General features: G+C 61.5%; 13 protein-coding genes, 1 other RNA gene and 2 pseudogenes. 13 read left to right on the plus strand and 3 right to left on the minus strand.

Annotation, left to right across the window (positions count from 1 at the left end):
- Nucleotides 1-89 precede the first annotated feature (89 nt).
- The 6 genes from HKK57_RS18030 to ffs all read left to right on the plus strand — a co-directional run bounded on the left by HKK57_RS18030 (nt 90) and on the right by ffs (nt 9484).
- Nucleotides 90-749 (plus strand): GntR family transcriptional regulator, encoded by a 660-nt coding sequence (locus tag HKK57_RS18030; RefSeq protein ID WP_029298208.1) that lies wholly within the window; start codon nt 90-92, stop codon nt 747-749.
- A gap of 2 nt (nt 750-751) precedes the next feature.
- Nucleotides 752-4240 (plus strand): chromosome segregation protein SMC, encoded by a 3489-nt coding sequence (smc, locus tag HKK57_RS18035; RefSeq protein WP_133715017.1) that lies wholly within the window; start codon nt 752-754, stop codon nt 4238-4240.
- A gap of 253 nt (nt 4241-4493) precedes the next feature.
- The gene (gene zipA / locus HKK57_RS18040; protein ID WP_029298204.1) at nt 4494-5357 is read left to right on the plus strand and encodes a cell division protein ZipA; all 864 of its coding nucleotides are present in this window, start codon (nt 4494-4496) and stop codon (nt 5355-5357) included.
- A gap of 88 nt (nt 5358-5445) precedes the next feature.
- The gene (ligA, locus tag HKK57_RS18045) at nt 5446-7803 is read left to right on the plus strand and encodes an NAD-dependent DNA ligase LigA (RefSeq protein ID WP_169390510.1); all 2358 of its coding nucleotides are present in this window, start codon (nt 5446-5448) and stop codon (nt 7801-7803) included.
- Between the two features lie 192 nt (nt 7804-7995).
- Nucleotides 7996-9159 (plus strand): zinc-binding metallopeptidase family protein, encoded by a 1164-nt coding sequence (locus HKK57_RS18050; RefSeq protein ID WP_092231801.1) that lies wholly within the window; start codon nt 7996-7998, stop codon nt 9157-9159.
- A 228-nt stretch (nt 9160-9387) separates the two neighbouring features.
- Nucleotides 9388-9484: signal recognition particle sRNA small type (gene ffs, locus HKK57_RS18055), an RNA gene on the plus strand.
- A 131-nt stretch (nt 9485-9615) separates the two neighbouring features.
- Here ffs and HKK57_RS18060 read toward each other — a convergent pair.
- Together HKK57_RS18060 and HKK57_RS18065 are read right to left on the minus strand one after the other, a co-directional pair.
- Nucleotides 9616-10518 (minus strand): DUF2167 domain-containing protein, encoded by a 903-nt coding sequence (locus HKK57_RS18060; RefSeq protein ID WP_029298197.1) that lies wholly within the window; start codon nt 10516-10518, stop codon nt 9616-9618.
- Nucleotides 10519-10708: 190 nt separating this feature from the next.
- A complete protein-coding gene (locus HKK57_RS18065) occupies nt 10709-11023 on the minus strand; it encodes a helix-turn-helix domain-containing protein (protein WP_029298195.1) in 315 nt (104 codons plus the stop codon).
- A gap of 458 nt (nt 11024-11481) precedes the next feature.
- Here HKK57_RS18065 and HKK57_RS27385 point away from each other — a divergent pair.
- The 3 genes and pseudogenes from HKK57_RS27385 to HKK57_RS18075 all read left to right on the plus strand — a co-directional run.
- Nucleotides 11482-11763, plus strand: a pseudogene (locus HKK57_RS27385) (PAS domain-containing protein); the annotation flags it as partial.
- A 792-nt stretch (nt 11764-12555) separates the two neighbouring features.
- Nucleotides 12556-13047: pseudogene (locus tag HKK57_RS27390) on the plus strand (methyl-accepting chemotaxis protein); the annotation flags it as partial.
- An 18-nt stretch (nt 13048-13065) separates the two neighbouring features.
- Nucleotides 13066-14763, plus strand: coding sequence for a putative bifunctional diguanylate cyclase/phosphodiesterase (locus HKK57_RS18075; protein WP_050492965.1), 1698 nt, complete (start codon nt 13066-13068; stop codon nt 14761-14763).
- Here the strand turns inward: HKK57_RS18075 and HKK57_RS18080 are convergent.
- Nucleotides 14736-15503: a substrate-binding periplasmic protein gene (locus HKK57_RS18080; RefSeq protein ID WP_169390512.1), complete on the minus strand. Its 768-nt coding sequence runs from the start codon at nt 15501-15503 to the stop codon at nt 14736-14738. The genes HKK57_RS18075 and HKK57_RS18080 overlap by 28 nt on opposite strands.
- 134 nt (nt 15504-15637) lie before the next feature.
- Between HKK57_RS18080 and dnaX the strand changes: the two genes are divergently transcribed.
- The 4 genes from dnaX (at nt 15638) to recR (ending at nt 19909) form a co-directional block, all read left to right on the plus strand.
- Entirely contained in the window at nt 15638-17677 is a 2040-nt protein-coding gene (gene dnaX, locus HKK57_RS18085) for a DNA polymerase III subunit gamma/tau (protein WP_169390513.1), read from the plus strand.
- 66 nt (nt 17678-17743) lie between these two features.
- Nucleotides 17744-18082 (plus strand): YbaB/EbfC family nucleoid-associated protein, encoded by a 339-nt coding sequence (locus tag HKK57_RS18090; protein ID WP_003193199.1) that lies wholly within the window; start codon nt 17744-17746, stop codon nt 18080-18082.
- Nucleotides 18083-18221: 139 nt separating this feature from the next.
- Nucleotides 18222-19247, plus strand: coding sequence for an NADP-dependent oxidoreductase (locus tag HKK57_RS18095; protein ID WP_169390514.1), 1026 nt, complete (start codon nt 18222-18224; stop codon nt 19245-19247).
- 59 nt (nt 19248-19306) lie between these two features.
- Nucleotides 19307-19909 (plus strand): recombination mediator RecR, encoded by a 603-nt coding sequence (gene recR / locus HKK57_RS18100; RefSeq protein ID WP_070994718.1) that lies wholly within the window; start codon nt 19307-19309, stop codon nt 19907-19909.
- Nucleotides 19910-19912: the final 3 nt, after the last annotated feature.

Raw genomic sequence — 19912 nt, forward strand, 5'->3', positions numbered from 1 at the left:
GCTTATTTCATGCCAAATTCGGCGTTGTCGGCCCAGCGATTGCGCTACACTGCCGCCCTTGTACCGATAGAAGATTTTGAAGGGAAAACATGACGTTCAAGGCGCCGGACAGTCTCGCCGAGCAAATCGCTCACCACCTTGCCGAGCGCATTATTCGCGGCGATCTCAAGCCTGGGGAGCGGATCCAGGAACAGAAAGTCACGCTGGCACTCAATGTCAGCCGCGGCTCCGTGCGCGAAGCCTTGCTGATCCTCGAGCGCCGGCACCTTATCGCCATCTTGCCGCGCCGTGGGGCACACGTCACCGAGCTCACCGCGCACAAGGTGCAGAGCCTGTGCACGCTGATGAGCGAGCTGTACATCCTGCTGGGCAACGCGGTCGCCGAAGGCTGGCAGACCCAGGCCGACATGGCGCCCTTCGTGCAGATCCAGCAACGGCTGGTGAGCAATTTCGAGCGCGAGGACATCCGCGCCTTCGTCGAAGAATGCTTCAACGTGATGCGCGCCGCGTACCCCTTCGCCAATAACCCGTACCTGCAGGAAACCGTCGAGAACCTGCAGCCGGCGATGAACCGCGCCTATTACCTGGCCCTGGATCAGCGCAAGGCCTCCATGAGCGAGTACCTGGCGCTGTTCGAGCAACTGCTCGCCGCCGTACTGGCCCGTGACCTGCCGCAAATTCGCCAGGTGCTGTCGGCCTACTGCCAGCGCAGCAGCTCGTTGGTTATCGCAGCCCTGGCGGACGCCTAAGCGTGCGGCTCAAGTGCATCAAACTGGCGGGGTTCAAATCCTTCGTCGACCCGACCACGGTGAACTTCCCCAGTAATATGGCGGCAGTGGTCGGGCCCAATGGTTGCGGCAAGTCGAACATCATCGACGCCGTCCGTTGGGTGATGGGCGAGAGCTCGGCAAAGAACCTGCGTGGCGAGTCGATGACCGATGTCATCTTCAACGGTTCCACCAGCCGCAAGCCGGTGAGCCAGGCCAGCATCGAACTGGTGTTCGACAACTCCGACGGCACGCTGATTGGCGAGTACGCGGCGTATGCGGAAATTTCCATCCGCCGCAAAGTCACGCGCGACAGCCAGAACAGTTACTTCCTCAACGGCACCAAGTGCCGGCGCCGGGACATTACCGATATTTTCCTCGGCACCGGCCTGGGCCCGCGCAGCTACTCGATCATCGAGCAGGGCATGATCTCCAAGCTGATCGAAGCCAAGCCCGAGGACCTGCGCAACTTTATCGAGGAAGCGGCCGGCATCTCCAAGTACAAGGAGCGCCGTCGCGAGACCGAAAACCGTATCCGCCGCACCCACGAAAACCTGGCACGCCTGACTGACCTGCGCGAAGAGCTGGAGCGCCAGTTGGAGCGCCTGCACCGCCAGGCCCAGGCCGCCGAGAAATACCAGGAATACAAAGGCGAAGAACGCCAGCTCAAGGCGCAACTCTCGGCGCTGCGCTGGCAGGCCTTGAATGACCAGGTGGGCCAGCGCGAAGCGATCATCGGCACCCAGGAAATCAGCTTCGAAGCCCTGGTGGCCGAACAACGCAACGCCGATGCGAGCATCGAACGCCTGCGCGACGGTCACCATGACCTGTCCGAGCGCTTCAACCTGGTGCAGGGCCGCTTCTATTCGGTGGGCGGCGACATTGCGCGGGTCGAGCAGAGCATCCAGCACGGCCAGCAGCGCTTGCGCCAGTTGCAGGATGACCTCAAGGAAGCGGAGCGGGCGCGGCTGGAAACCGAATCCCACCTGGGCCATGACCGCACCTTGCTGCTGACCCTCGGGGAGGAGCTGGACATGCTCACCCCCGAGCAGGAAATCACCAGCGCCGCCGCCGAAGAAGCCGCCGCCGCCCTGGAAGAATCCGAAACTACCATGCACGGCTGGCAGGAGCAGTGGGACGCTTTCAACCTGCGCTCCGCCGAACCGCGTCGCCAGGCTGAGGTGCAGCAATCACGCATCCAGCAACTGGAAACCAGCATGGAGCGCTTGGCCGAGCGCCAGCGCCGGGTCCTGGAGGAGCGCGCGTTGCTCGCCTCTGCTCCGGAAGACGCGGCGATCATGGCGCTGAGCGAGCAGTTGGCCGAAAGCGAAATGACCTTGGAAGAGCTGGAGGCCAGCGAAGAACAGCAAGTTGAGCGCCTGGAACAATTGCGCCAGGAGCTGCAACAGGCGACCCAGGCGCAGCAGCAGGCCCAAGGGGATTTGCAGCGCCTCAATGGGCGCCTGGCCTCCCTCGAGGCCTTGCAGCAAGCCGCATTGGACCCAGGCACCGGCACCGCCGAATGGCTGCGCGACCAGCACTTGGCCGAGCGCCCGCGCCTGGCTGAAGGCTTGAAGGTTGAAGCCGGTTGGGAACTGGCCGTGGAAACCGTGCTGGGTGCGGACTTGCAGGCCGTGTTGGTGGACGATTTCGGCGGTTTTGATCTAGCGGGCTTTGCTCAAGGCGATTTGCGCCTGCTCAGCCCCGCAGCCGATGGCACCCGCGTGCCGGGCAGCCTGTTGGATAAAGTCGAGGCGCAGATTGATCTGTCGCCATGGCTGGGCCTGGTAAAACCGGTGGATTCCCTGGAGCAGGCCTTGGCGTTGCGAGGCCAATTGGCCTCTGGCGAAAGCCTGATCAGCCGCGACGGCTACTGGGTTGGCCGGCACTTTTTGCGGGTGCGTCGCGCCAGTGAAGCCGAAAGTGGCGTATTGGCCCGTGGCCAGGAAATCGTCAACCTGAGTGCCGAGCGCGAAGAGCGCGAGGCCACTCTTGAGGCCTTGGAAACCCAACTGCAAACCCTGCGCGCCACCCAGCGCCAACAAGAGACCGGCCGCGAACATTTGCGTCGCCTGTTGCAGGACGAAGCGCGCCAGCAGGGCGAATTGAAAGCCCAGCTTTCCGCCAGCAAGGCCAAGGCCGAACAATTGACCCTGCGTCGTACCCGGCTCGATGAAGAAGTGGCCGAGATGGGCGAGCAGCGCGCCCTTGAACACGAGCAAGTCGGTGAAGCGCGCCTGCAGTTGCAGGAGGCCCTAGACAGCATGGCCCTCGACACCGAGCAGCGCGAGCTGTTGCTGGCCCAGCGTGACAGCCTGCGCGAGCGCCTCGACCGGGTACGCCAGGAAGCGCGCCAGCACAAGGACCACGCCCATCAGTTGGCCGTGCGCCTCGGCTCGTTGCGCGCCCAGCACGACTCCACGCGCCAGGCTCTGGAACGCCTGGAGATGCAATCCGAACGGCTGACGGAAAAACGCGAGCAACTGAGCCTCAACCTGGAGGAGGGCGAAGCGCCGCTGGAAGAGCTGCGCTTGAAGCTCGAAGAGTTGCTCGACAAACGCATGAGCGTCGACGAAGAACTCAAGACTGCACAAATCGCCATGGAAGACGCCGACCGCGAACTGCGCGATGCAGAAAAGCGCCGGACCCAGGCCGAGCAGCAATCGCAATTGATCCGCGGCCAACTCGAGCAGCAGCGCATGGAATGGCAAGCCCTCACGGTGCGCCGCAAAACCTTGCAGGACCAATTGCTGGAAGATGGCTATGACCTGCACGGCGTACTCAATACCTTGACCGCCCAGGCCAACGAGAAAGAAGCCGAAGAAGAACTTGAGCGCATTGCTGCACGTATTCAACGACTCGGCGCGATCAACCTCGCGGCCATCGATGAATACCAGCAGCAGTCCGAGCGTAAACGTTATCTGGATGCCCAGGACGCCGATCTGGTGGAAGCCCTGGACACTTTGGAAAACGTCATTCGCAAGATCGACAAGGAAACCCGTAACCGCTTCAAAGATACCTTTGATCAGATTAATAGCGGTTTACAGGCCTTATTCCCAAAAGTTTTCGGTGGTGGCAGCGCTTACTTGGAACTGACGGGCGAAGATCTACTCGATACAGGGGTAACGATCATGGCGCGGCCTCCGGGCAAGAAGAACAGCACCATCCATTTGTTGTCCGGCGGCGAGAAGGCCCTGACTGCATTGGCGTTGGTATTTGCCATCTTCAAGTTGAACCCGGCGCCGTTCTGCATGCTCGATGAAGTTGACGCGCCGCTGGATGACGCTAACGTTGGACGGTATGCCCGCTTGGTTAAAGAGATGTCCCAGACGGTGCAGTTCATCTATATCACCCACAACAAGATCGCCATGGAAATGGCCGATCAATTGATGGGGGTGACCATGCATGAGCCGGGCTGTTCGAGACTGGTGGCAGTGGATGTCGAAGAGGCGATGGCGATGGTGGAAAGTTAGCCGCAAGTTGCTAGCTTCAAGCGGCAATAGCGTCGGCTTGAAGCTTATGGTTTGTAGCTTAATTCCTGCGTCAGCCGACACATTTTGCGCCAACTGTGTAAAGTTATCTTTGGTCGTGCTAGTTTAATGTCAATTTTTCGTATGCGTGGGCAAAACGTCAGTCAGAACATAGAGTTGGCGCCACGTTTTAAAGCGGTTTGCACGGTGCTAAACCCCTTATTTTTCAGCATTTTTTATAGAGGCAAGGGATTACATGGAAATCGGTCTGCGCGAGTGGCTGATCGTCATCGGCATTATTGTAATAGCCGGTATTCTTTTTGATGGCTGGCGCCGTATGCGCGGGGGCAAGGGCAAGCTGAAATTTCGCCTGGACCGTAACCTGTCGAATTTGCCCGACGACGACGGCGCTGCCGAGCTGCTAGGGCCGCCCCGTGTCCTGGATACCCATAAAGAGCCACAGCTTGACGAGCATGACTTGCCGTCGATGAGCGCGCCGGTGCGTGAAGCCCGCGAGCCGTCGTCCAAGCGCGGCAAGCGTGGCAGCGCTGCCGTGGCCGAGCCCCATCAGGGTGACCTGAACCTCGACGTCGACGAAGGCCCGAGCTTCAGCAGCCGTGACGGCGACTTCCCGGATGAAAGCCCGGCCAAGAGCGCGCCGCGTGAGTCCACCAAGGATCAGCCGGCAGCTGAAGAAGTGCTAGTAATCAGCGTGATCTGCCGCGACTCGGCCGGTTTCAAGGGCCCGGCGCTGTTGCAGAACATCCTGGAAAGCGGCCTGCGTTTTGGCGAGATGGATATTTTCCACCGTCATGAAAGCATGGCGGGCAATGGCGAAGTGCTGTTCTCCATGGCCAATGCGGTCAAGCCGGGCACCTTCGACCTGGACGATATCGACCTGTTCAGCACTCCGGCGGTGAGCTTCTTCCTTGGCCTGCCAGGCCCGCGTCATCCGAAACAGGCGTTCGACGTCATGGTGGCCGCAGCCCGCAAGCTGTCCCAGGAGCTCAACGGCGAGCTCAAGGACGACCAGCGCAGCGTGCTGACCGCCCAGACCATCGAGCACTACCGTCAGCGCATCGTCGAGTTCGAGCGTCGTGCCCTGACACAGAAACGCTGAGGATTGGTCTCCAGCGTTGTCAGTAGAATTAAGCGCACTAACATATTGAGCAGCTTCGGCTGCTCTTTTGCTTTCTGAGAGAACACCCATGACCGCCGCCCATACCCGCATCCTCGAACTGCGCGCTGAACTGGATCAGCACAACTACCGTTACCACGTACTCGACGAACCGAGCATCCCGGACGCCGAGTACGATCGGTTGTTCCACGAACTCAAGGCGCTGGAAGCCGAGCATCCGGACCTGGTGACCCGCGACTCGCCCACGCAGCGCGTCGGTAGCGCGGCGTTGTCTGCGTTTACCCAGGTGCGCCACGAGATCCCGATGCTCAGCCTGGGCAACGCCTTTGATGAAACCACCATGCTGGAGTTTGATCGCCGGGTCACCGAGGGCCTCGACCTGCCGGTGGGCGATCTGTTTGGCGGTGGGGCGGCGGTGGAATACAGTTGTGAGCCCAAGCTTGATGGCCTGGCGGTCAGCCTGCTGTATCAGGACGGCGAACTGGTGCGCGGCGCGACCCGCGGCGATGGCACCACCGGCGAAGACATCAGCGTGAATGTGCGCACCGTGCGCAATATCCCGTTGAAGCTACACGGCACAGGTTGGCCGGCGACCCTGGAAGTGCGCGGTGAAGTATTCATGTCCAAGGCCGGTTTCGAGCGCTTGAATGCCACGCAACTGGAAGTCGGCGGCAAGACCTTCGCCAACCCGCGTAACGCGGCGGCGGGCAGCCTGCGCCAACTCGATTCGAAGATTACCGCCAGCCGGCCCTTGGAGTTCTGCTGCTACGGCGTGACCACGGATATCAGCGACACCCATATCGGCAACCTGCAGCAGTTGCAGAAGTGGGGCATGCCTATCAGCCATGATCTGAAGCTGGCCAAGGGCATCGAGGATTGCCTGGAGTACTACCGCGATATCGGTGAGCGGCGTAACAGCCTGCCCTATGAAATCGACGGGGTGGTGTTCAAGGTCAACAGCATTGCCTATCAGCGTGAACTGGGCTTCCGCGCCCGCGAGCCGCGCTGGGCTATCGCCCATAAGTTTCCGGCAATGGAAGAACTGACCGAGTTGCTGGACGTTGAATTCCAGGTCGGCCGCACCGGCGCCGTGACGCCGGTAGCGCGCTTGAAACCGGTCAAAGTGGCTGGCGTCACCGTGTCCAATGCGACGTTGCACAACATGGACGAAGTGGCGCGCCTGGGCCTGATGATCGGTGACACCGTGATCATCCGCCGTGCGGGGGATGTGATCCCACAAGTCGTGTCGGTGGTTGCCGAGCGTCGCCCGGAAAACGCCCGCGCCGTGCAGATCCCACAGAATTGCCCGGTGTGTGGATCCCACGTGGAGCGCACGCAACTGGTCAAGCGCAGCAAGGGCAAGGAAACCGTCAGCGAAGGCGCGGTGTATCGCTGTGTCGGGCGCCTGGCCTGTGGTGCGCAGCTCAAGCAGGCGATTATCCATTTCGTTTCGCGACGGGCGATGGATATCGATGGCTTGGGCGACAAGACCATCGAGCAGTTGGTCGATGAAAAGCTTATTGGCTCGCCGGCTGACCTGTACAAGCTCAAGTACGAGCAGATCATCGACCTGGAAGGCTTTGCCGATGTTTCCAGCAAGAAGCTGATCGCCGCCATCGAAAACAGCAAGACCCCGACCCTGGCCCGGTTTATCTACGCCTTGGGCATTCCCGATGTGGGTGAGGAAACCGCCAAGGTACTGGCGCGCTCCCTGGCGTCCCTTGAGCGCGTGCAGCAAGCCTTGCCGGAAGTGCTGACGTACTTGCCGGATGTGGGCCTGGAAGTGGCTCACGAGATCCACAGCTTCTTTGAAGACAGTCACAACCAGCAGGTGATTGGCGCGCTGCTGTCGCCGGACGAATGCGCGCTGGTGCTGCAGGATCAGGGCGAACTGAGCGCCGAGTTTGCCGCCAGCACCACCTTGGGCGGCTTTCTTGACAAGTTGCATGTGCCTTCCGTGGGGCCGGGGGCTGCGCAGAAACTGGCGGACAAGTTCGGCTCCCTGGAGGGCGTTATCCAGGCCGACTGGCTGGACATGCGCCAGGCGCTGCCAGAGAAGCAGGCCAAGGCGGTGCGGGAGTTCTTTGATAATCCGGAGAATGCCCGCCGTGCGTTGGCCATCGAGCAGCAGCTCAAGGACTTCGGCATGCACTGGCAGAGCGAGAAGAGGGTGGTCGAGGGCTTGCCTGAGGCGGGTCATACCTGGGTGCTAACCGGCTCGCTGGAGTTGATGAGCCGCGACGTGGCCAAGGAAAAGCTCGAAAGCCTGGGCGCCAAGGTGGCGGGTTCGGTCTCGGCGAAAACCCATTGCGTGGTCGCAGGGCCGGGCGCCGGGTCGAAGCTGGCCAAGGCCAGTGAGCTGGGGTTGAAGGTCTTGGACGAGGAGGCTTTCGTCGCCTTCCTGGCCAAGCACCACATCACTGTCTGATACCGGCCCGATCTTGTAGGAGCGAGCTTGCTCGCGAAAAAACTCAACGATAACGCGGGGTGTCTGGTTCCCCGTGGCGGTCTCAGGTTCTTCGCGAGCCAGTTCGCTCCTGCAAGGGACTGATTGCATCCACTTTGAACGATCTTGCGTGGGGAATGATCTAGTCTTGGGCACGCCCCTGGAGAGATCGCCATGTTCCGCTACTTCGAGCAACTCAGTTCGCGCATTGCTGCGCCGTTCACGGCGGGCCCGTCGCGCAACAGCAAGGTGTGGCAGTGCCGTTGCGGGCAGTCGCTGTTCTTTCGCAACAGCCAGTGCCTGGCCTGCTCGGCGCTGCTGGGCTACTTGCCCCAGCAAAGCCGGCTGTCGTCCCTGCAGCCGGGGCCCGTCGTCGATACTTGGCTCCAGGACGACAACCTCGACGCCGGTGCCTTTCGCCGCTGCGCCAACCTCGACACCCCGGCCGCCTGTAACTGGTTGATCCCGGCGTACAGCACCGCGCCGCTGTGTGTGGCGTGCAGCCTCAATCGCACCATCCCCGACCTGTCGATCCCGGAAAACCACGAGCGCTGGCGCAAAGTCGAAACCGCCAAGCGCCGGCTGGTGGCGCAACTGATCAGCCTGGGGTTGCAAGTCATCCCCAAAACCGTTGATGAAGACAGCGGCCTGGCATTTGACTTCGTGGGCATCGACCTGGAAGGCAAGGCTCCCACAACAGGGCATGCCAATGGCCTGATCACCCTGGATATCAAGGAAGCCGACGACGAGCATCGTGAAAAAATCCGGGTGCAGATGCGGGAGCCGTACCGCACCTTGCTCGGCCATTTCCGGCATGAGGTGGGCCATTATTACTGGGATCGCCTGATCGCCGGCAGCCACTGGCTTGAGCCCTTTCGCAACCTGTTCGGCGATGAGCGCGCCAGCTATGCCGACGCCCTCGACCAGCACTACCAGAACGGCCCGCGCCCAGACTGGCAGCAAACCTGCGTCAGCGCCTATGCCACCATGCACCCATGGGAGGACTGGGCGGAAACCTGGGCCCACTACCTGCACATGATGGACGCGGTCGACACGGCTCTGGGGTTTGGCATGAGTGCGCGGGAAATGGACCTGGACTATCAGCCGTTTCCCCTCACGACCCTCTATGACCCTGAGCATCCTGGCGGGGCGGCGTTCCTGTCATTCGTCAACGCCTGGATCGAACTGGCTGGCATGCTCAACGAACTGTCCCGCAGCATGGGGCAGCCGGATTTCTACCCGTTCGTGCTGCCGCCGGCGGTGATCGCCAAGCTGCACTTCATTCACCTGGTGATCCAGGAAGAGGGCGGCCGGGCCGACGAAGCCGTTCATCTGTAGGCGCGAGCTTGCTCGCGAAGATCGTTAACGATAACGCGGGCATTCTGGATGAATGTGGAGCACCCGGATTCTTCGCGAGCAAGCTCGCTGCTACAGGGCTTCGGCGAAACCAGTGGGCAAGTACTTGAACCTCATAAGATTTTTAATCCTGAACTGACGGTTGTAACTTCCGATGAGATCGGTACAATGGCCCCGCTTGCCGAGAGGCCAGCGTCGTTATGGTGACCCCATCGGTCCCCCCGCAACGATTACCCGTGAACCTGGTCAGATCCGGAAGGAAGCAGCCACAGCGGGAACATTGTGTGCCGGGGTGTGGCTGGTGGGGTTGCCTCCATAACGCTCTCCTGTTTGCATCCATTTTCAATCCGATAGAATTTTTCGCCTGTCCCAGCCTGTTCTGCCAGGGGCAAGGTAGCCGTACGCCGCGATTTCTCGCGGCGTTTTCGTATCTGGCAATCAGCCCTTGTTGCGATTGAAGAACTTGCGCGCGCCAGCCAGCAACGCCACCACACCAATCACCAGAAATTTCTTCGCCGCCAGCAGGAAGATGCCGATCTTGGCAAACAGCCCGGCTTTGCCGGCTATGCCGCCTGCGACCAGCGCTGCGAGGCCGTAAGAGGCCAGTTTGTCAGTGCTGGGGTTGTAGTCGGTGTAAAGATTGCCGTCGGTGAAGTTGGTGAAAGCCAGGACTTTGGGCAGTTCCTGTTTGATGGTAGGCAGGTCGGCCATGGCGGCGACGGCGTTGAGTTCCAGCACGCCCTCGCGGCCCAGCACGCGGATGCTGTAGTTGAGGGTGTTCTGGTCGGCGTCGTCGGCTTTCAGTTCGCGGGCCCAGTACATTTTGTGGGACTGTTGGTCATAGTGCGGCGGTTCGGCCCAGCCCAGCAGGTGCAGGCCCGCGTAGCCCTGTTTCTGGCGTTCCTGATTGTCTTGGGCATCGTCTTCCTGCATTTGCTTGAGCAGTTCGGCGTAGTCGATTTTTGCCGCGTCTTCGTCGGAAATATGCCCGTCGTCCTTGTAGCTGACGATGACGCCCCAGCCGCGTGCCGACAGCGGGCTGACGGCCTTGGGTACGATCATGCCCAAGGTGTTGAAGCCTGGAGGGTTGCCCCAACCATCGGTGAGCAGGCGTTCGGTGTCCTTGGGGTCGAGGTAGTAGAACTCGTCGTTGAGCTTGAGCGTGGCGATGCCGCCGGGCAGGGTGACGGTGCCGGTCTGCTGCTTGAGGGAGGCTAGGAAGTGTTCGGCGGTTTCGGCAGGTGCGCTGGCTTCGACCGGCGCTGGCGCTGTGGTGGCGTAGATCGGCGCGCCAGGCAGGCTCAAGGCGGCAGCCACCACCAGTAGACGGAGGTAGTTCATGGTAGTCCCTTACATTTTGAAATAATTGCGCGGAAGGATACCGAATCCGCCTGTGCCGCGCGAGCAGGCTGGCAAAAGGCGTGGCCCAGCGCCTGCCAGGAGAGGGGCTGTCCGGTCGGATCATGTCAGTAGGCAAAGAGCAAAGAACAGGTTGCATCAGCGACCTGCTCTCTTTTATGTCGTACGAGCTCTAAGGCTTGGACAAGGCCTGGTCTACCGCCGCTATCAGCTTTCCCAGATCCTTCGGGGTGGCCTTATGAATGACACCGAACAGATAAGCGCGCTGTTCTTCCTCATCGCCCAGATCGGCAAAAAAGACTTTCAGCTTCACTCCCAGAGCCTCTGCAAACAAGAAGAGAGCGTCAACGCTGGGTGTATAGGTGCCGGTTTCGAAGCGGCTAATGGTTTTAGGGTCAAAACCGGTTTTCTCACCTAGTTCAGCCTGAGTAAGCCCCGCTACCTTTCGATAGCGTCTGATGGCTGGACCCAAACTTGAAATTTGCATCGCTCAATTCCCATTTAGAATCAAGAACTTAACGATAAATATTGGCATTAGACAACGGCACGCACCATCACCTTTTCTTGCAAAATGTGATGTAATTCGTAGAATCGGCGTTTAGGACAAGTATTTGGCGGTGTCGTTTCACAGGGCATCTTTATGAAACAGGAAATCATTGCTTTCTCCTCACTTTCATAAAGGTAGTTGCAAAACAGTGGCTTGGCCCCAGCGCCAGGCTCCCTTTTGCGCGCCCATGCAGCCCCCGCCTCTCACACCAGACGCTCGAATTAAAGCCTAGTTGATCTTCGTCAAGTCGAAGGTCAGGAGCTGGGCAAAACCTGGTTTGGCCGCCGAATGGGGCCAGCCAGCCGATTGACGGTTTACCCGTCTGGAAATACCCCTCTACCTGCCGGATCTACCCGATCCCGGGCCGGTAGATCGAATGCTGTCCATGGAGCTTTAAAGTGCGCGTCAATTTGCCGGTCACCACAGTTGAACAGACTTTCGGGGAGCAGCAACGGCTCATTTCCGCTACTGATATCAATAGCCACATTACCTACTGCAACGCCGAGTTTGCTGCCATGAGCGGCTTCACCCAGGCTGAACTGATCGGCAGCACCCACAACCTGGTACGCCACCCAGACATGCCGTCCGCGGTCTTCGAACTGATGTGGCGCTACCTCAAGGCCGGCCAGAGCTGGATGGGCGTGGTCAAGAATCGCTGCAAGAATGGCAACTTCTATTGGGTCAGCGCCTATGTGACGCCGATCCTCGAAGATGGCCGGTTGGTGGGCTACGAGTCGGTACGGGTCAAGCCAACGCGTGAGCAGGTCAAGCGGGCCGAAGCGCTCTACGCCCGCTTGCGTGCCGGACGTTCGGCGGTTTCGCTGCAGCAACGCCTGGGCCAGGTCGGCAATGCCCTGGCCATCCCCGCCCTGGCAGCGGTGCTCGCTGGCGGTGCGGTGCAATGGCTGCCCGCTGGTTGGGCGCAGGCATCCACCGCACTGCTGTTTCTCGGCCTGGGCGCTTGGGCTCACCTGCGTCTGGGGCGACAGCTCAGCCAGATCGTCGAGCATACCCCCAACACCTTTTCCGACCCCATCAGCGCCATGACCTACAGCGATGCGCTGGGTCCGGCCGCGCAATTGGAGATGATCCTGATCAGCGAAGAGGCGCGTTTGAAAACCGCCCTCACGCGCCTCAGTGACCTTGCCACCCAGATGGCCGAGGCGGCGACCGATTCCAGTGTGTTGTCGGGCAATACCGAGTCGGCGCTCCTGGAGCAGCGCGCCGAGACCGATATGACTGCCGCCGCCATGACCGAAATGGCCGCGTCCATCGCCGAAGTGGCGACGCATGTACAGCAGACTGCCAGCGAAGCTCGCACCGCCAATGACCTGGCCGGGCAGGGCAGCCATGTCGTCGGTACCACACGCGAGGCGATCCAGCTGTTGGCGGCCACCGTCACCCAGATCAACCAGGCGGTGGGCCATCTGGCCGGCCAGACCCAGGAAATCCGCGTGGCGGCGAGCATGATCCAGGCCATTGCCGACCAGACCAACCAGCTGGCACTGAATGCCGCCATCGAAGCGGCGCGGGCCGGTGAGCAGGGGCGTGGCTTTGCCGTGGTGGCCGATGAAGTGCGGGCACTGGCGGGTAAGACGCGGGAGTCGACCGAGCAGATTCAGGGCATCATCCAGAATCTGCGCGCTGGCGCCGAAGAAGCAGTGGAAATTGCCAGCACCGGCATTCACGAAGCCGAGCAGGGCGTGCAACAAGTGTTGCAAGCGCAACAGGCACTGCTGGGTATTCGCCAGGCGGTGGAGCGCATTAGCGGCATGAGTCAGCAAATGGCTGCAGCCTCACAGGAACAATCCCACGTCGCAGAGGATGTTTCACAACAGATCAATAACGTCGCGGCCACGGTACAAAAGACAGCGGGCAATGCCAACGCTGCAGTCATCCGTGGCCGCGAACTTGAAAGCATCTCTTCCGGGTTGCGTGCCCTGGTCGAGCGGTTCAACCGCTAGCCACCTAGAGCCTCATTCATGGATGAGAAATACCGCAGGGCCGTGGATGCCGCCGCCATTTTCTCCGAGACAGACCTCACCGGCCGCATCACCTACGTCAACGACCAATTCTGCGGCATGTCCGGCTACAGCCGCGACGAGTTGCTGGGGCGCAACCACCGGATCCTCAGTTCCGGGTTGCACCCTGCCGGGTTTTTCCAGGGCATGTGGCGCACCATCACCGAGGGCAAGGTCTGGCGCGGGGAAATCTGCAACCGCGCCAAGGATGGTTCGCTGTATTGGGTCGACAGCACCATGGTGCCGTTGGTCGACGAACGCACCGGCAAGGTGCAGAAGTTCGTGTCGATTCGTTTTGATGTCAGCGAAAAGCGCCAGCTGTTGCAGACTCTGCAATGGCGGGTCGGTCACGATGTGCTGACCGGCCTGCCCAACCGCGCCTATCTTTCCGAATTACTCGTGCAGTCTTTGGAGTTCTCCCGCAGCGAGCACATTCCCCTGGCGGTGTGCATGCTCGACCTGGACGGCTTCAAGGCGGTCAACGATGGCTATGGCCATGCCTCTGGCGACCTGTTGCTGGTGGAGGTCGCCAGCCGCCTGCGTGACATCATTCGTGGTGAAGATGTGGTCGCCAGGCTCGCCGGTGACGAATTCGTATTGATCCTGCGCTACGTGCGCGACGCCGAAGAGTTGAACCGCGCATTGCGGCGCATCCTCACGGCCATTTCCGAGCCGTACTCGATCCTGGGCGCGCAGATCAACGTGTTTGCCAGCATCGGCGTCACGCTGTTCCCGTTGGATGACGAGGATGCCGATACGCTGCTGCGCCACGCCGACCAGGCCATGTATGTGGCCAAGCAAAGTGGCCGTAACCGCTACCAGTTGTTTGACGTGTCCCTGGAGCAGGAGGTCAAGGCCACCCACCAGACCGTGCAGCAGATTCGCCAGGCCCTGGCGGCGGGGGAGTTGTGCCTGCACTTCCATCCCAAGATCAATTTGCGCCACGGCCAGGTCGTGGGGTTCGAGGCATTGCTGCGCTGGCAGCACCCGATACGCGGGCTGGTATCGCCCAAGGATTTCCTGTCGTTGATCGAGCAGACCGACTTGATCGTCGATGTCGGCGAATGGGTCATGGACCAGGTGCTTGCCCAAATGCGCCAGTGGCAGGAAGCCGGACATCGCTGGCCGGTCAGCGTGAATATCTCGGCGCGGCATTTCCAGCGCGCGGATTTTGTCGAGCGCCTGCAACAACTGCTGGCCCAGCACCCCGACGTGGCGCCACACATGCTGGACCTGGAGATTGCCGAATCGGTGGCCATCGATCACATCCAGCGGGTCACCGAGCACCTTGCGGCCTGCCAGGCGCTGGGGGTGCGGTTTTCCCTGGACGATTTCGGCACCGGCTATTCGTCCCTCAGCTACCTCAAGCGCCTGCCGACGCAGACCATCAAGATCGACAAGTCGTTTGTACGCGACATCCTCCACGACAAGGACGATTTGGCCCTGACCCAGGCTGTGATCGGCCTGGCCCGGGCATTTGGTCGTGAGGTGATCGCCGAGGGCCTGGAAACCCTGGAGCACGGCCAACTGCTGCTGCGCATGGGCTGTGAAGTGGCCCAGGGTTACTACTTCGCCCAGCCGATGCCGGCTGCCGAGGTGCCGGCTTGGGCGGCGGGGTTTGATCTGCTCAACTATGGCGCCGGCGCAGGTGAAAGCTGACGTCCACCGTCGCCGGTATAGAGCTTGATGATTTCGTCAATTTCCCCTGACATCTTCATGCGCAGCAGCGTGCGCAAAATCCGTTGCACGGGCAGGGCCGGGTCGTTACGCACGTAGCAACCCAGGCTTTGCTCCTCGACCACCGCCACCACGTGCAGCCCCCGGCCTGGCGGCAACTGCTGATTAAAGCGCTCCAGGGTCCATTCGTTGGTCACCGCGTACTTGAAGCGGCCCGCCACCAGCTTGTTCAGCACTTGCTCCTCGCTGCGGGCGTCGTCGCGCTTGAGTTGGCCCTTGGCGAACAGCGGTTCAAGGGTTGGGTAGGTGTAGTTGAGCACTGTGCCGATATTCTGTGTTGCCAGCTTCGTCACATTCACCGACAGCGGCGGGACATGGGCGCTGACCATCACATTGCGCTGGACCCATAACGGAATGCTCCAGACATAATCGCCCGACAGGTTGTTGAGCCACGCCTGTGCGACGTAGCAGCGCACATCGACCTCACCGCGTTCCATGGCCGGGGCGATGCGGGCCCGGGCCAATACCTGGAATTGGGCCGGGTGGCCCACCTGGTTTGCCAGGCTCAACATCAGGTCATGCAAAATGCCTTGGGTCGGCTGGCCCCCGTCGATCTGCACCATGGGCATGGCCCAACTGTCGGAAATGGCAAAGCGCAACGGGGCGGGCGCCGCCAGGCTCAGTGAGGTGATCATCCATAAAGCGCCCAGGACTACGCGCATAAACTCTCCGGGATCAGCCCTTTGCAGGGCATGCCACTACCAGCTTAGTCAGATTAGGCGAGCGTGCCGGATGCAATTTCCCCCCTGCTCCGCTAGCATTACCGGCTCCCGCTTCCCAGTTGCGACGGTTTTCGATGAGTTATCAGGTTCTTGCACGTAAATGGCGTCCGCGCTCGTTCCGCGAAATGGTCGGCCAGACCCATGTGCTCAAGGCTCTGATCAATGCCTTGGACAGCCAACGGCTGCACCACGCCTACCTGTTCACCGGCACGCGCGGGGTGGGCAAGACCACCATTGCGCGGATCATTGCCAAATGCCTGAACTGTGAAACGGGCATCACTTCGACCCCCTGCGGTACCTGCTCGGTATGCCGGGAGATTGACGAAGGGCGCTTTGTCGACCTGATCGAGATCGACGCCGCAAGCCGCACCAAGGTCGAGGACACCCGCGAACTGCTGGACAACGTGCAGTACGCCCCCAGCCGCGGGCGCTTCAAGGTCTACCTGATCGACGAAGTGCACATGCTCTCCAGCCATTCCTTCAACGCCCTGTTGAAGACTCTGGAGGAGCCGCCGCCCTACGTTAAGTTCATCCTGGCCACCACCGACCCGCAGAAACTTCCTGCAACGATCTTGTCGCGGTGCCTGCAGTTCTCTCTCAAGAACATGACCCCCGAGCGTGTGGTCGAGCATTTGACCCACGTGCTCGGTGTGGAGAACGTGCCGTTCGAAGACGACGCGCTGTGGCTGCTGGGCCGCGCCGCCGATGGCTCGATGCGTGACGCCATGAGCCTGACCGATCAGGCCATTGCCTTCGGTGAAGGCAAGGTAATGGCCGCCGACGTGCGCGCCATGCTCGGCACCCTCGACCACGGGCAAGTGTTTGACGTGCTCCATGCGTTGATCGAAGGCGATGCCAAGGCATTGCTTGAAGCCGTGCGCCATCTGTCGGAGCAGGGGCCGGACTGGAATGGGGTGCTTTCGGAAATTCTCAACGTGCTGCACCGCGTCGCTATCGCCCAGGCGCTGCCTGAAGGGGTCGATAACGGCCACGGTGACCGCGACCGCGTGCTGGCCCTGGCTCAGGCATTGCCAGCCGAAGATGTGCAGTTCTACTACCAGATGGGCCTGATCGGGCGCCGTGACCTGCCGTTGGCACCCGATCCGCGCGGCGGGTTTGAAATGGTCATGCTGCGCATGTTGGCGTTTCGCCCCGCAGACACCGCCGACGCGCCGAGACAGCCGCTAAAGCCAGTGGGGATCAGCCAGGCCACAGTTGATTCCGCCAAATCAGTGGCTGGCGCGGCGGTCGTCGCGCCAGAACCTGTGGCAGTCGCCCCAGCCCCGGTCGCGGTCGAGCCTGTGGTGCCTGTAGTGGCGCCGGCACCGGCTGCCGAGCCTGCGCCCGCGCCGGTGGTCGACCTGCCCTGGAATGAGCCGGTAGAGACCGTGGTCGAGCAGGCACCTGCCGAAGAGCCTGTCCTGGAAACCATCGCCGAGCAGCCTGAACTGACGCCGATGCCCACGCCAACCCCCGACAGCGTGGTGCCGGACGCGCCGGAGTGGGTCTCGGCACCCGTACCCGAGCCAACCATTGCCGACGTGGACGCCGCCACCCCGGGCATCGACCTGGATGACGAACCGCCGCTGGATGAAGACTACATCGAGCCGGACATGGATTCGGCCTACAGCTACCTGGACGACCTGGCCAGCGAGCACACCGCCGAGCCTGCGCCCGAGCCCGAGGCGGAACCTGCCGCCATGCCGGCCACCGGCCTGGCCCTGCAATGGTTGGAGCTGTTCCCGAAATTGCCGATCTCCGGGATGACCGGGAGCATCGCCGCCAACTGCACGCTGATTGCCGTCGATGGCGATCACTGGCTGTTGCACCTGGACCCCGCCCACAGTGCCCTGTTTAACGCGACCCAGCAGCGCCGGCTCAACGATGCCCTGAACCAGTTCCACGAACGCACCCTGACGGTGACCATCGAGCTGATCAAGCCCGAGCAGGAAACCCCGGCCCAGGCCGCCACCCGTCGCCGGCTCAACCGCCAGCGCGAGGCCGAGGAGTCGATCCAGGCCGATCCGCTCATCCAGCAGATGATGGAGCAGTTTGGCGCGGTGGTGCGACACGATACTATTGAGCCCGTCGAAGCCCAGGCCGCAGCGGGCTGATAATTGAAGGCGTCGTGCCCCGAGGCACGGCGCCGTATTGATCCACGTACTTTTGAGGTGATTCCCATGATGAAAGGTGGCATGGCCGGCCTGATGAAGCAGGCGCAGCAAATGCAGGAAAAAATGGCCAAGATGCAGGAAGAACTGGCCAACGCCGAAGTCACCGGTAAAGCCGGTGGCGATATGGTCAGCGTGGTGATGACCGGTCGTCACGACATCAAGCGCGTGAGCATCGACCCAAGCGTATTGCCGGGCGTTGGCGAAGACGACCTGGAAATGCTCGAGGCCCTGTTCGCCGCGGCCGTCAACGACGCCGTGCGTAAGATCGAAGCCAACAGCCAGGACAAAATGTCCGGTGTGACCGCGGGCATGCAACTGCCGCCGGGCATGAAGCTGCCGTTCTGATCGGTGACATGCAACAAAAAATGCCAGGCCTCGTGCCTGGCATTTTTGTTTGTGTCGGTCAAAATCGAACGTCAGTATTGCAACAGCTGTCTGCACCCTATACCGCTGAATTCAATCACCGATAAAAGGAGCCTTGCTGATGACTCAAGCCATGACCCTTAACCAGCGCATCGTCCTGGTATCCCGCCCGCAGGGTGCACCCGTGCCAGAGAACTTCCGCCTGGAGCGCGTGGCGCTGCCTGACCTGGCAGACGGCCAGGTCCTGCTCAAGACTCTGTTCCTGTCCCTGGACCCCTACATGCGTGGGCGTATGAGCGACGCACTGTCCTACGCCGCACCGGTAGAAATCGGCGAGGTAATGACCGGCGGTGCTGTCAGTCGCATCGAACAGTCGCGCAACCCCAAGTTCGAGGTGGGCGACCTGGTGGTCGGCGCCACGGGTTGGCAAAGTCACAGCATCAGTGACGGCCGCAACCTGATCCCCGTGCCCAAGGGCTTGCCAAGCCCGTCCATGGCCCTTGGCGTGCTGGGCATGCCTGGCATGACCGCCTACATGGGCCTGATGGATATCGGCCAACCGAAGGCCGGGGAAACCCTGGTGGTAGCGGCTGCCTCGGGCGCGGTGGGTTCGGTGGTCGGCCAGGTGGCCAAGCTCAAGGGGCTGCGCGTGGTGGGCATCGCGGGCGGCGCCGACAAGTGCCGCTATGTGGTGGAGGAGCTGGGTTTTGACGCTTGCATCGATCACAAGAGCGCAGATTTCGCCGATGAGCTGGCCAAGGCCTGTTTCAACGGGGTGGACATCTATTACGAGAACGTCGGCGGCAAGGTATTCGACGCCGTACTGCCTTTGCTCAACCCCAAGGCGCGGATCCCGCTGTGCGGCCTGATTGCCGGTTACAACGCCCACGAAACCCCCACCGGGCCCGATCGGCTGCCGGCGTTGCAACGGACCTTGCTGACCAAGCGCGTGCGCATCCAGGGCTTTATCGTGTTCGACGACTATGGCGACCGCCATCCGGAATTTATCAGCGCCATGGCGCCCTGGGTGCGTGACGGCAAGGTCAAGTTCCGCGAAGACGTGGTCGATGGCCTGGAGCAGGCACCCGGGGCATTTATCGGGCTGTTGGAAGGACGTAACTTCGGCAAGTTGGTCGTGCGTATTTGACGCTTATCCGAGGCGCGGGTATAAACCGCGTCTCGTTGTTTTGTCGGACCTCTGCCCCCATGAGCTTCAGCCCCCTGATTCGCCAACTGATCGACGCCCTGCGCACCTTGCCGGGCGTGGGCCAGAAAACCGCCCAGCGCATGGCGCTGCAACTGCTGGAGCGTGACCGCAGCGGTGGCTCGCGGCTGGCCCAGGCCTTGAGCCAGGCCATGGAAGGCGTGGGCCATTGCCGCCAGTGCCGCACCCTGACCGAAGAAGAACTGTGCCCGCAATGTGCCGATCCTCGTCGTGATGACACGCTGCTGTGCGTGGTCGAAGGCCCGATGGACGTGTACGCCGTGGAGCAGACCGGCTATCGCGGGCGCTACTTTGTGCTCAAGGGCCACCTTTCGCCCCTCGACGGCCTGGGGCCGGAGGCGATTGGCATCCCGCAACTGGTGGCGCGCATTGAAGAGCAGGGCACCTTCACCGAAGTGATCCTGGCTACCAACCCGACGGTGGAAGGCGAAGCCACTGCGCATTACATCGCGCAACTGCTGACCAACAAAGGCTTGATCACTTCGCGCATCGCCCACGGCGTTCCACTGGGTGGCGAGCTGGAGTTGGTGGACGGCGGCACCCTGGCGCACTCGTTTGCCGGTCGCAAACCTATCGCCCTCTAAGCC

The sequence above is a fragment of the Pseudomonas sp. ADAK21 genome (genome assembly GCF_012935735.1).
Classification (GTDB): domain Bacteria; phylum Pseudomonadota; class Gammaproteobacteria; order Pseudomonadales; family Pseudomonadaceae; genus Aquipseudomonas; species Aquipseudomonas proteolytica.

Excerpts from the sequence above, each read along its gene's own strand:
- zipA (WP_029298204.1), top strand. The coding sequence starts at position 4,494 with ATGGAAATCGGTCTGCGCGAGTGGCTGATCGTCATCGGCATTATTGTA.
- HKK57_RS18075 (WP_050492965.1), top strand. The coding sequence starts at position 13,066 with ATGGATGAGAAATACCGCAGGGCCGTGGATGCCGCCGCCATTTTCTCC.
- HKK57_RS18060 (WP_029298197.1), bottom strand. The coding sequence starts at position 10,518 with ATGAACTACCTCCGTCTACTGGTGGTGGCTGCCGCCTTGAGCCTGCCT.
- HKK57_RS18030 (WP_029298208.1), top strand. The coding sequence starts at position 90 with ATGACGTTCAAGGCGCCGGACAGTCTCGCCGAGCAAATCGCTCACCAC.
- dnaX (WP_169390513.1), top strand. The coding sequence starts at position 15,638 with ATGAGTTATCAGGTTCTTGCACGTAAATGGCGTCCGCGCTCGTTCCGC.
- HKK57_RS18050 (WP_092231801.1), top strand. The coding sequence starts at position 7,996 with ATGTTCCGCTACTTCGAGCAACTCAGTTCGCGCATTGCTGCGCCGTTC.
- HKK57_RS18095 (WP_169390514.1), top strand. The coding sequence starts at position 18,222 with ATGACTCAAGCCATGACCCTTAACCAGCGCATCGTCCTGGTATCCCGC.
- HKK57_RS18090 (WP_003193199.1), top strand. The coding sequence starts at position 17,744 with ATGATGAAAGGTGGCATGGCCGGCCTGATGAAGCAGGCGCAGCAAATG.
- ligA (WP_169390510.1), top strand. The coding sequence starts at position 5,446 with ATGACCGCCGCCCATACCCGCATCCTCGAACTGCGCGCTGAACTGGAT.
- recR (WP_070994718.1), top strand. The coding sequence starts at position 19,307 with ATGAGCTTCAGCCCCCTGATTCGCCAACTGATCGACGCCCTGCGCACC.
- HKK57_RS18080 (WP_169390512.1), bottom strand. The coding sequence starts at position 15,503 with ATGCGCGTAGTCCTGGGCGCTTTATGGATGATCACCTCACTGAGCCTG.
- HKK57_RS18065 (WP_029298195.1), bottom strand. The coding sequence starts at position 11,023 with ATGCAAATTTCAAGTTTGGGTCCAGCCATCAGACGCTATCGAAAGGTA.